This is a genomic window from Acidobacterium capsulatum ATCC 51196 (genome assembly GCF_000022565.1).
GTDB lineage: Bacteria > Acidobacteriota > Terriglobia > Terriglobales > Acidobacteriaceae > Acidobacterium > Acidobacterium capsulatum.
The window spans coordinates 1,983,508-1,995,800 of sequence record NC_012483.1 but is presented as its reverse complement, the minus strand read 5'-3'; the positions used below and the strand labels follow the sequence as shown (position 1 = coordinate 1,995,800).

At 62.2% G+C, this 12,293-nt stretch carries 8 protein-coding genes; 5 read left to right on the top strand and 3 right to left on the bottom strand.

Translation table 11 applies throughout. From position 1 onward, the window contains the following. Positions 1-318 precede the first annotated feature (318 nt). The 3 genes from ACP_RS08025 to ACP_RS08015 all read left to right on the top strand — a co-directional run bounded on the left by ACP_RS08025 (position 319) and on the right by ACP_RS08015 (position 6,616). Positions 319-3,360 (top strand): Rne/Rng family ribonuclease, encoded by a 3,042-nt coding sequence (locus ACP_RS08025; protein ID WP_015896797.1) that lies wholly within the window; start codon positions 319-321, stop codon positions 3,358-3,360. 267 nt (positions 3,361-3,627) lie between these two features. Next, positions 3,628-4,512, top strand: a complete 885-nt coding sequence (locus ACP_RS08020; protein WP_015896796.1) for an outer membrane beta-barrel protein — start codon at positions 3,628-3,630, stop codon at positions 4,510-4,512. Between the two features lie 160 nt (positions 4,513-4,672). Next, positions 4,673-6,616: an aryl-sulfate sulfotransferase gene (locus tag ACP_RS08015; protein WP_015896795.1), complete on the top strand. Its 1,944-nt coding sequence runs from the start codon at positions 4,673-4,675 to the stop codon at positions 6,614-6,616. 187 nt (positions 6,617-6,803) lie between these two features. Here the strand turns inward: ACP_RS08015 and ACP_RS08010 are convergent, their stop codons facing one another. From ACP_RS08010 to ACP_RS08000, 3 genes are all read right to left on the bottom strand, one after another. Next, a complete protein-coding gene (locus tag ACP_RS08010; RefSeq protein WP_041839413.1) occupies positions 6,804-7,340 on the bottom strand; it encodes a helix-turn-helix domain-containing protein in 537 nt (178 codons plus the stop codon). A gap of 414 nt (positions 7,341-7,754) precedes the next feature. Continuing rightward, positions 7,755-8,261, bottom strand: coding sequence for an SRPBCC family protein (locus tag ACP_RS08005; protein WP_015896792.1), 507 nt, complete (start codon positions 8,259-8,261; stop codon positions 7,755-7,757). Continuing rightward, on the bottom strand, positions 8,239-8,589 hold the full coding sequence (locus ACP_RS08000; RefSeq protein WP_238525695.1) for an ArsR/SmtB family transcription factor: 351 nt from the start codon (positions 8,587-8,589) through the stop codon (positions 8,239-8,241). The genes ACP_RS08005 and ACP_RS08000 overlap by 23 nt, the downstream gene beginning before the upstream one ends. Positions 8,590-9,037: 448 nt before the next feature. Between ACP_RS08000 and ACP_RS07995 the strand changes: the two genes are divergently transcribed. Together ACP_RS07995 and ACP_RS07990 are read left to right on the top strand one after the other, a co-directional pair. Next, positions 9,038-9,955: an alpha/beta fold hydrolase gene (locus tag ACP_RS07995; RefSeq protein ID WP_015896789.1), complete on the top strand. Its 918-nt coding sequence runs from the start codon at positions 9,038-9,040 to the stop codon at positions 9,953-9,955. Positions 9,956-10,553: 598 nt separating this feature from the next. Beyond that, positions 10,554-12,272, top strand: coding sequence for an acyl-CoA carboxylase subunit beta (locus tag ACP_RS07990; protein ID WP_015896788.1), 1,719 nt, complete (start codon positions 10,554-10,556; stop codon positions 12,270-12,272). The last annotated feature ends 21 nt before the right edge of the window (positions 12,273-12,293 follow it).

The window sequence follows — 12,293 nt, the reverse complement described above, 5'->3', positions numbered from 1 at the left end:
AATCATTTGAACCGGCCAGGTGGAATCGCCGGCCGGGCAGGATCGGGCATGAACACGCAACAATGGGGAACGGCCCCGCCGGTGAGTCCGGCTGAAGCGGTCACAAAATTGTTGCGCCTCCAGAACCCTCCCAGCAAAGCTCTTCTTTGCACCTCTCCGCGCAGGTTGGCGGACCGTGGGCCCACGCCCACTGCATCGCGACAGCTCTCTCTGGCTGAGGCCTCTTTCTGGCGGCTCCCGGTCTTCTCCGGTTTCAAGGATCTCCCGCAAGGGGGCATCCCGGTCTGATTTCTGCCTGGCTGCCGAAAAGAGGCAGCAATGGCAAAGGAAATATGCATCTCCAGCACGCCGCATGAAACGCGTCTGGCGATTCTTGAAGACGATCAGCTCGCAGAGATTTACTACGAGCGCGAAAACGAATATACCCTCGCGGGTTCCATCTATAAGGGCCGCGTCACCCGCGTGTTGCCCGGCATGCAGTCGGCTTTCGTCGACATTGGTCTCGAACGCGACGCATTCCTTTACGTCACCGACTTTCTTGAGGAGCAGGAAGACTCCGACGAGTACGAGCGCGTCTCCACGGGCCAGCGTCCGCAGGCCCAGCAGCGCGCCCAGTCTTCGCAGTCCCAGCCGTCCGCGTCCCAGTCCCAGAGTCAGTCCCCGGCTCAGCGGGCCGAGGCCGCACCGGGTGGCGAAGCTGAATCGGGCGACGGTGAAGATGCGCGTGGCGCGCGCCGCTGGCGTGGCCGCCGTGGCCGCCGCCGTGGCGTGCGTGGCCGCGGGCAGCAGGAAGAAACATCCGAGAGCACGGGCCTCGAAGCAGCGCCGGGAGAAGTGGAAGCCGTAGAGTTCTCCGCCGCCGCCGAGCCGGCCGCATCCCCGGATGCATATCGGGCCGTCCACCGGGAGCATCACGAGGCTGTTGCGCACCATCATGCGCCTGCCGAGACTGAAGAGGCCGCCCACACGCCGTTTGTGCTGCCCGGCGAATCGCTCTCCCGCTACGGCGGCAAGCCTGCCGGTTCCGGGTCGTCCTCCGAGGGCACAGAATCTGCCAAGCCGAAGGCCGAAGTCTTCGCCAAGCCCTCCACGCTGGTCGAAGCGCCCATCACCGATTGGGACGGCGGCTTCGTGCTGCCGGGCGAGTCCATCTCGCGCCGCCGCAAAGGCGCGGCCACGGCTCCTGTGGAATCGCTTCCAGAGAGCGCCCCGGAACCCGAGGTGATCGCCGCGCCCGCTGCCGAAGCTGTCCCCGTTGCTGAAGCTGTCGAAGTGCCCGCTCCCGCCGAAATCGCGGCTGTAGCCGAGGCGCCTGAAGCGCAGGCCGCCGTCGAGGCCATCGAAGAAGCCACCGAAGCCGATGCGGTTCATGAAGCCGTAGAAGCCGCTGCGCCCGCCGCCACGCCGGTCGAAGAACATCTGGATGGGATCGAAGAGGTCGTCGAGGAAGTGCACGAGTTTGAGCCCGAAGAAGGCTCGGCCTCGCACCGCGTCGATCCCTCGGCCCCGAGCGAATTCCGCATCAGCCCGCCCGAGTCTGAAGACTTTCACGAGGAAACGGAAGACGAAGACGAAGACGAGACCGAGGAAGTGACCGAAGAAGTTACGGTGGCTGCCGAGCCCGAGCCGGAAGTCTCGCACGAAGAAGCCGATGCCATCGCCGACGCCACGCACGAGGCGGCCGAAGCCGCTGCCGCGCCCGGCGAAACCGATATCTACGGCCTTGCCGCCGGGGCCGGCGTCTTTGAAGAAGAAGAGATCGACGACGACGAATACGACTTTGAGCTGCTGCACGACCCGGCCTTTGAAGAGCACGAGGCCGACGATCTCGAAGAGGAGACGCTCGATCAGGGCGCTTACCTCGGCGAAGTGGTGCGTGAGGCACATCTGGAAGAGCGCCTCGGCGTCTCCGATGGCGAAGAAGAAGACGCAGCCGAAGAAGAGGACGACGAAGACGAGCAGGGCTTTGCCGAAGTCAGCGAAGACTTTGACGAAGACGCCGCTGAGTCGGAAGAGGAGTCCGGCGAGCCTCGCGCCGCCGCGCCCGCCCGCCGCGAAGGCCGCAAGTTTGACCGCCGCCGTGGCCGCCAGGGTGGTGGACGCCAGCGTCATGGCGGAGGCGGCGGCCATCGCCGCGCTTCTGTGCAGACGATGGACCTGCCCATCATCAGCGACCTGCTGAAGCAAGGGCAGGAGATCCTGGTGCAGATTGCCAAGGAGCCGATCGCCAAGAAGGGCGCGCGCATCACCAGCCACATCGCGCTCCCCGGGCGCTTCCTGGTCTTCATGCCCACCGTCAATCACGTCGGCGTCTCGCGCAAAATCTCTTCTGATGAAGAGCGCCAGCGCCTCAAGCGCATTTTGATCAGCGAGAAGGGCGACGCGACCGGCGGCTTCATCGTGCGCACCGCCGCTGAAGGCGCGGGCGAAGACGAGCTGCGCGCGGATATCCGCTTCCTCATCAATCTCTGGAACGAGATCAAGGAGCGCTCGGATTCCGGCAAGGCTCCCGCGCTGATTTATCACGACCTCAACCTGGTCGAGCGCATTCTGCGCGATCAGGTCAGCGAAGAGTTCTCGACCATCTGGGTGGACTCTGAGACGGACTACGAGCGCATTGTCCGCTTCCTCAACCGCTTCCAGCCGTCGCTGGTGCGCCGCGTCAAGCTCTACACCAAAGAGATGCCGCTCTTTGAGCAGTTCGGCATTCAGGACGAGATCACCAAGGCCCTCAAGTCCAAGGTCTGGCTCAAGTCCGGCGGCTCGATCGTCATCAACCAGACCGAGGCGCTGGTGGCCATCGACATCAACACCGGCAAATATGTCGGCAAGACGGCTCGCCTGGAAGACACCATCGTCAAGACCAACCTCGATGCCATTCCTGAAATCGTGCGGCAGATTCGCCTGCGCGACCTGGGCGGCATCATCGTCATCGACTTCATCGACATGGACGAGCGCAAGAATCGCCACAAGGTGCTGCAGGCTCTCGAAGAAGAGCTCAAGCATGATCGCGCTCCGTCCAAGGTGCTGCAGTTCAATGACTTCGGCCTGGTCGCCATCACGCGCAAGCGCGTCAAGCAGTCGCTGGAGCGCACGCTGAGCATTCCCTGCAACATCTGCACCGGCACCGGCATGGTCAAGAGCCCGGCGACGGTGGCCAACGAAATCTATGTGGAGATGCGCAAGATGCAGCGCCATCTTGAGAACAAGGACGTTCTGCTGCGCGTGAACCCTGAGGTGGTGAAGACCCTCAAGGCAAGCGGCGGCCGCTGGCTCAACGAACTCGAGGAGATGACGGGCAAGACCATCATCGTCAAGAGCGATCCCACGCTCCACCCCGAGCAGTTTGACATCCACTAGACCCGTTCGCGCCGCGTGCGTGTGACACCAAGAGGACAGTCCTTCCGGCTGTCCTCTTTTTCTTTCGCCGCGCCGCTTTCCGGCATGCGTGAGAGAAAACTTCCCGCCGCCGGTTTCTCTGTTTATCAACAGCAGATTCCGCCGTCACGCCCGCTTCACGCATCCATCTCCGAAACTTCCGCGTCTACATAGTGTTAAAGCAGGTGCAGCGGTTCGTCCGCTCTGTATGAAGTTCGTTACCCTTGAGGAATGCCATCGGAGGTAATCATGTTGGCCATTTGCCGTACTTTGCCAGTCTCCCTGCGGCGCGTCAGCGCCGTCGCCGCTGCTCTTGCCGTCGCCGGAGCGCTCTCCCTGCCCGCATTCGCGGCCTCTCCCGCTACGTCCAGCAGCAGCTCTGACGGCTACTCGAGCTCCGCCGCTTACACGCGCGGCCTCAACATCGACAATCTGGTGGGCAACACCCTCGCCGATGCGCCTGCGGGCCAGTATGGCAGCAACGGCGGCGGCCAGTATGGGGCACAGTATCCCAACTACCAGAGCCGCTGGAGCAAGCTCGCCTTTGAAGCAGGCGGCGGCTTCACCGCCCCCATCGGCAACGACACCCACGGATACAACACCTGGGGATACAACTTCCGCGTCGGCGCCGGCTGGAACTTCTCCAAGCGCCTGGGCGTGCTGGTCGAGTACACCTTTGACCGCACCAAGATCCCCGGCTCCACGCTCAGCTATCTCTCCAACGAGAGCGGCATCTATCCGCTCTACGGCAACATCAACAACTGGTCATTCACCATCGACCCGATCATTTACCAGCCCTTCACCAAAACAACGGGCGCTTACATCACGGGCGGCGGCGGGTTCTACCGCAAGGTGACCAACTTCTCCACGCCGGTGCCGTTTACCGGATGCGACTTCTACTACGGCTGCTACTACGGCTACGCCGCGCAAACGGTCGCGCACTCGTCGAGCAACCAGGGCGGACTCAACATCGGCGCGGGCCTTTACTGGAAGGCCTTCGGCGAAGACTCCAACGCCAAACTCTACATGGAAGCCCGCTACGTCTGGATCAATTCACCGAACGCCAGCCGCGCGGATCCTTACGGCTCGGGCACCGAAGGCCTGATTCCTGTGACCTTCGGCGTCCGTTTCTAATTGCACCCTCGGCACGCGTGAAAAAGGGTGGGCCCGCCGGGCTCACCCTTTTGTGCGAAGCGCGACTTCTGTCATCTCTCCGTCACCTTGCGACGGCTGTACGCCCGGTTTCCCCACTGCTTCTTTTTCTACGAAAGGCAAGCAAGGCCGCTGAATTCTCATGCATCTGCATCGCAGGTTCCCTGTCGCACTGGTTCTGGCTCTGTCTGCCATCCCTTTTCTATTTTCCGGCTGCGGGGTTACACCTGGTCCGGGGCTGGCCAGCAACAATTCCGCGCCGCCATCCGGGCCGCCGCCTGTCGCGGTGCAGATGGGTTCCCTCAGCATTGCGCCGCAATACTCCGCCATCGGGCCGGGACAGCAGCTCAGCCTGCAGGCCACCACTACCGGCACTGCGGGCGCACTGCAATGGTCAGTGAACGGCATCGCCGGCGGCAACGCCCAGGTGGGCACCGTCGATGCCTCCGGCCACTACACCGCGCCGGCCTTTATCCAGCAAAGCGAAAACGTAACCGTCACGGCTGCACTCGCCAGCGCGCCCACGCAGGACTACGCCACTGCGGTCGTCTCCATCATTCAGCCCGGCATCGTGGTTAAAACCGGCAATCCCCAGGTCGCGCAATACTCCATCTACCTGCCGGCACCCGGCAAGGTCTCGGTCGAGTTCGGACCCTCCACCGGCTACGGGCTCAGCACCTGGGCCCAGCCCACGCCCACCGGCAACGGCGGCCAGGTCAGCCTGCAGGTCGCTGGAATGCTCGGCAACAGTGGCTATCACATGCGCGCCGATGTCATCCTCGACGACGGCGCAACTTTTCAGGATACCGACCACTCCTTCACCACCGGCAATCCGCCGCAAACCTCCCCCGTGCAGGCGCAGATCATGAGCGGCCAGTATCCGCAGCCCGGCATCGAGATGTGGAACACCATTCTGCCCCAGAACGACGCCCAGCTCTTCGCGACCGATCTGGCCGGGCACGTGCTCTGGACCTACACCTATTCGGGCGCGTCCATTGATCTGGTGCAGGGCTTTCAGCCGCTCTCGAACGGCCATTTCCTCATCCTGGTTTCCTATCTCTCCTCGCTCAAAAGCTCTCTGGGCTTCCTGCAGAACAACGTCATCAACGCCGTGCGCGAGATCGACCTCGCCGGCAACACCATCCGCGAAATCACCATGGATCAGCTCAACAAAGAGCTCGCCGCCAAGGGCTACAACCTCACCCTCAAGAGCTTCCACCACAGCGCCATCGAGCTGCCCAATGGGCATCTTGTGGTGCTGGCTACCTATCCGAAGACCTTCCCCAATCTGCCCGGCTATCCCGGCTCCACGACGGTGACCGGCGACGTGCTCGTCGATCTCGACCAGAACATGCAGCCCGACTGGGTATGGAACTCCTTTGACCACCTCGACGTGAATCGCCATCCCATGAACTTCCCGGACTGGACGCACTCCAACGATCTGGTCTACTCGCCCGACGATCACGATCTGCTGCTCTCCATGCGCCACCAGAACTGGATCATCAAGATCGACTTCGAGGACGGCCAGGGCAGCGGCAATATCCTCTGGCGGCTCGGCTACCAGGGCGATTTCCAGCTCCTGCAGAACGGCCAGCCCGACAATAACCCCGCCGACTGGTTCTATGCCCAGCACGGCATCAGCTTCTTCGGCTCCAGCACCTCGGGCATCTTCAATCTCGGCCTCATGGACAACGGCAACGACCGTTACTTTTCCTCAGGCCAGCAGGTGCAGTGCGGCCAGCGCAAGCCCGGGGCGGCGTTTAATCCGCAGTGCTACAGCACCATGCCGGTGCTGCGCATCAACGAGCAGGCCCGCACCGCCACCCTGCTCGACAACTACAACCCCGGCCCGCAGGACTTCAGCTTCTTCGGCGGCAACGCCGAGCAACTGGGCAATGGCGACTACCAGGTGGACTTCTGCGCTCCGAGCGGCGGTGCCATCGTACAGGAGCTGACGCCGCAGAACCAGGTCGTCTGGCAGGGGAATACTCCCGCGGCAGGGAAGCAGCCCGCCGCCGATCAATTTCACGTGGACCGGCTCGGCAGCCTCTATCCCGGCATCACCTGGACGCAGACTTCCTTCTAGGCGCGTAATGGCGATAAGCGCACAACCGCGCACCGCTTGGAGCCACAAAAGTTGTCAGGCAGATGAGGAGCAGCCTCGGCTGAGGCCGCAAAGACAAGCTCAGGGTGCCCCGGGTCCGTCTGTGCGGACCCGGGAGCTCGCCCTCAATTCCTCGGAGAGAGAAGGTGCCACGATCTGTGAAAAGGCGCTAGGCCAGTCTGCGCCGGCCGCTCGCCATTTCGCGTATCTGGTTCATGACCATCGAGCGCTGCAGCGCGTCCAGCCCGCTCACCAGCGGAGCCATCTCCGTCAGAAACGGATCGGCCCAGATGGCCAGCGCATCCTGTTCGCGGCGGCTGCGGGCGTCCTGCAGCAGGGCGCAGATGTTCACTTCCAGGGCTTCAGCCAGCCGCTCGAGCGATGAGAGCGTCGGCACGGCCTTGCCATTTTCGATTTTTGAGATGTAGGTGCGCGGCACCTGCATGCGAGTCGCGAGCTGGCGCTGGCTGAGCTTGCGCCCCAGGCGAATGTCCCTCACCGCTCGCGCCACGTCGATGCCCGGCTTCTCTTCCGGGGCCGCAGGCGGAGTCACCACCAGCTGCGGAGCCAGAACTTCGGGCTCTTCGTGATCGAGGGGTTGGTGGCAACGTCTGCAGAGTGCGTTCTGCGTGCGGAACTGCACCAGGCTGCAGTGGTCGCAGCGTAGTACCTCGCGGGCCTCAACGGTTGCTAAGGTAGTTGCCATAAATTGTACGGAGCACCAGAGCGGGTGCAATAGCCGTCCAAATCCGGGGGAGTATAACAGCCGGAAGTGGAACAACTGCTCTCTACCTTGCGTTCGGGGTATCCTTCTTGTCAAGTCAAAACGCAGTGTCAGCCATAAAATTCCCGAAAAAAACCTGAAAAACCCGGAGACGATTCCGAAATGGAAATTTCAAATGCCGATATGCAACCCAAAGCATGGTTTCTGCTTCCGGAATACACGCACAAACTCAACGGCAGGCTGACGGCCAACGGTCAGGGGTAAAGCGGTCAGCAGTCAGGAATGAAACGGTCAGGGGTAAAACGGTCAGGGATGAAGCGGCTAGGGGTAAAGCGGCCAGCAAAGAACCCGGGTGCCCCGGGTCCGTTCTTTCGGACCCGGGAAACACGCCCCTGACTACGCCTGCGCCAGCTCCGCCACCACGGCGGCCACCTTGTCGAGAATCTGGTTCCAGCCCTCGATCTGTCCGCTGTTCTTCGCGCTCTCCATCGGCTCGTTGCCAATGAAGGTGAGCTTCGTCCGCCCGTCGCCGAGGTCTTCAAACAGGGTCACATCACAGGCGCCGTCAATGGCCTCATGCTCGATGCCATAGTCTTCCGCCCCGACCTTGTTGCCCTCGGAGTCGGCAAAGTACATTGTCGAGACAATCTTCTCCAGCGGCACAATCTCGTGGTACTCCACGCCGTTCCAGAACTCCTGCCCATCGGGCGACTGCATGCAGCACAGCGATTTGCCGCCCACGCGAAAATCCATCTTGCACACCGGAGCGGTAAAGCCCTTCGGCCCCCACCACTGCATCACATACTTCGGGTCGGTCCACGCCTTCCAAACCAGCTCGCGTGGAGCGTCAAAGATGCGGGTGATCGTCATCCGCTCTGTCTCATTTCCTGCCTTGTTGGTCATCTCTCATCTCCGCTTTTTTCATTTCGTTCACCACCGCTTCCAGCTTGTCCAGACTCTCTTCCCAGTACTGCCGATAGCTCATCGCCCAGTCGCTCACCGTCTTGATGGCCTCGGGCCGGAGCGTGCAGATGCTCTCCCGGCCGCGTTTGGTCTTGGAGACAATGCGCGCCCGCACCAGGCAGGCAATGTGTTTTGAAATCATCTGCTGCGAAAGATCAAAAGGCTCGGTCAGCCCATGCACCGTGGCCGGCCCGCGCGTGAGCCGCTCCACCATGGCCCGGCGCGTCGGGTCAGAGAGGGCGGCAAAGGTTGTGTCTAAAGAATCCACAACCAAATAGTAGTGAATTGCCGCCAGATGTCAATGAATATTTCCAGATCCCGCACAATTTCTCCCATCCAGCCGAAACCCCAAGCCGGCAAAGCCGCGCCCGCACGGACAGCCAGTCCCCGGGTGCCCCATCCTTGCCTGGGTCAGGGTGCATTCAGACGTGGGAGCGCAAATCTTCCCCGTCCAATCTGTTACCTCTCCGCCTGGTCTATAACCCTGTATCAGGACATGGCTTCAGCCATGCCGCCAGGGCCGCAAACAGACAGGGCTTCAGTCCCTCAGGACGCCCTGCCATGCGCCAGAAATTCTGAATGAGTTCGTTGATCAGAATGCGGCAGTTGAGAATGCCGGGACGGATGACTTCCGACCAGCCGGCTTACCATTCCTGGTCGAATGCAGATGGATATCCGAGCGGTCGTGGAACAATTAACGTCGAGGTGTTAAGGAAGTGCCGCTAGCAACGATCGATGGTATCCATTTGGCGTTCGATAGCTTCGGGAACGAACGAGACGAAGCTCTTTTACTGATCTCAGGCGCTGGCGCGCAAAGAATTCGCTGGTCGGACCCATTTTGCGAAGCTCTTGCGGGTCGAGGCTTCCGGGTCATCCGGTTTGACAACCGGGATGCTGGCGAATCAACCCACCTGACTCACTGCGCCACTCCTACGATCGCAGACCTGAGAGCGGCTTTTATGGCGGGCAGGCAACCGGAGATACCTTATTCGCTTATCGATATGGCTAATGATGCCGTGGCTCTTCTCGATGTCCTCTCGATTGAACGCGCGCATATTGTCGGGCGATCCATGGGCGGAGCAATCGCGCAGGTGGTGGCCTACGAACATGCGGACCGCGTTTTATCGCTGACGTCGATCATGTCCAGTTCCGGAAACCCTTCGCTTCCGCAGACCCCTCCGGACGTGATGGCTATGATGGCCAGTCCTGCTCCAGATCCCACCCGCGATCTGGAAGGGTTTCTGAAACATGGCATTGCGTTCGCGCGCCGCATTGCGGGCTCCGGGTATGTCTTTGACGAACGCGCGTACCGCGCTCTTTTGCTGGAGGAGCTCAATCGGGGATTTGATCCCGGAGGGACCGGGCGGCAGATTGCGGCGCTGGCCACGAATGGAGACCGCCGTCTGCAACTACGGTCCATTCAGGTGCCTACCCTTGTCGTACATGGGAAAGATGATCCTCTCATTCTTCCTGCCTGCGGAGAGGACACGGCAGCTTCCATCGAAGGAGCCAGGCTTCTGCTGATCGACGGCATGGGACACGACATACCACCGGTCTTTCACGACGTATTGATCGAAGCCATCACACGGACGGCCCATCGAGAGCCAGCGAACTATAACCAGAAGCGACCCTGAATCGTGGCCCCGATAAACGCTCTTCACGCCAGTAACACTCGTCCGTTCGCGCATCCTCCCCATCCCGCTGAAACACCCTCCACCCATGCGGGTCGAGGGGCGCCAAAGGCGCGTGTGCCTGGACGGCCAGTCCCTTGCCGGTAATTTCCGCGTCTTCCGATAAAATGGAAGTAGAAGCTCAGGAAAAGACCGCTCCCATGCGGATTTTTCCTGAGCTTTTCCGCTTTTGAGCGGCTATGGAAGGGGTTAATTCGCGTTGATTCTAAAGATCTTGTGAGCCTAATGTCCGGCAAGTCCAGCCATATCAATCAGTTGCAGGACGTTAATGGGAGTTTTTTTCGCAGCCTTCCCCACCCGTAACCAGCCGTCCACCAGACTCCTGCGGACCGGTCCCCGCAAAAATTCCACCATCCGTAACCCACTCCCCGCCAAGCCCACCCCGCCGACCGCCTGACCGCTGACCACCCCACCCTGGCCGCCCCATCCCTGACCGCTTCACCCCTGACCGCTCCATCCCTGACCCGCTGACCCGCTAACTCGCTGACCCGCTGCCCCGCTGACTCGCTGCCCCCGCGCATGCTATGCTGGCGAGTTTTCTATGGCTAACGAATCCGCTCCCACGCTCCGTACTGAAATCGCCTCGCGCCTCGACGTCACCATCCCCCGCGCCCGCGCCAATGCGCAGGCCATGCTGGCTTTGCTCGGGCAGATTCGCCAGCAGGAGGCCACCCTCCGCGAGGGCGGCGGCCCAAAGGCGATCGAGTCGCAGCACAACAAGAAGCGCCTCACCGCGCGCGAGCGCCTCGCCCTGCTGCTTGATCCCGGAACCGAGCTGTTTGAGCTGTCGCTCTTCGCCGCCTTCGGCATGTATGAGGAGTGGGGCGGAGCGCCCGCCGCCGGCACCATCACCGGCATTGGCCGCGTCTCCGGCCGGCTCTGCATGATCATCGCCAACGACGCCACGGTCAAGGCCGGCGCCTTCTTCCCCATGACGTGCAAAAAGGTGCTGCGCGCCCAGCACATTGCCATGGAAAACCATCTGCCCACCCTCTACCTGGTGGACTCGGCCGGCGTCTTCCTGCCCCTGCAGGAGGATGTCTTCCCTGACCAGGACGACTTTGGCCGCGTCTTCCGCAACAACGCCGTCATGTCGGCGATGGGCATTCCGCAAATCACCGCCATCATGGGCATGTGCGTCGCCGGCGGAGCCTATCTGCCCGTCATGACCGACCACGTCATCATGACCGAGGGCAGCGGACTCTTCCTCGCCGGGCCCGCGCTCGTGCAGGCGGCGATTGGCCAGAAGTACTCCGCCGAAGAGCTGGGCGGGGCCGAAATGCACGCCGCCATCTCAGGCACGGTCGATTTCAAAGAGCCGAACGACCATCTCGCCATCGCCCGCATGCGCTCGCTCGTCTCGCACCTCGGCCACAAGCCGCCCGCGCCCTTTGATCGCGCGGCCTATGACCCCGAGCGTGACCGGCCCAAGTATCCGGCGGAAGATCTCTACACCCTGCTCGACCCCGATCCGGCACGCGCTGCCGCCAATGTCTATGACATGCACGAGATCATCGCCCGCCTGGTCGATCGCAGCGAGTTTGAGGAGTACAAGCCCGAGTATGGCCGCACCCTCCTCTGCGGCTACGCGCGGCTCGGCGGCTTCTCCGTGGGCATTGTCGCCAACCAGAAGCAGCCCCAGACGCAGACCAGCGAGAGCGGCGAAAAGCGCATGGAGTTTGGCGGCGTCATCTATGCCGAGAGCGCCGACAAGGCCGCCCGCTTCATTCTCGACTGCAACCAGAACCTCATCCCGCTCATTTTTCTGCACGACGTCAACGGCTTCATGGTGGGCCGCGATGCCGAGTGGAGCGGCATCATCCGCTCCGGCGCCAAGATGGTCACGGCGGTCTCCAACTCCGTCGTGCCCAAGCTGTCGGTGATTGTGGGTGGTTCGTTTGGCGCGGGCAACTACGCCATGTGCGGCAAGGCGTATGACCCGCGCTTCCTCTTTGCGTGGCCCACGGCCCGCTATGCCGTCATGAGCGGAGCCTCGGCCGCGAACACGCTCGTCGAGCTGCGCATTCGCCAGTTGGAGCGCGGCGGCAAAAAGCTCAGCGACGCTGAAAAGCAGGAAGTGCTCGCCAGCATCAAGGCTACCTATGACGAGCAGACCGACTGCCGCTACGCCGCGGCGCGTCTGTGGGTCGATGCCGTCATTGACCCGGCCCGCACGCGCGAGGCGCTCCTCATCGCGCTCGAATCGGCTGCGCTCAACCCCGAGGTGCCGCGCTTTCACCCCGGCATTCTGCAGACGTAATCACGCGAGTAACGCCCCGGG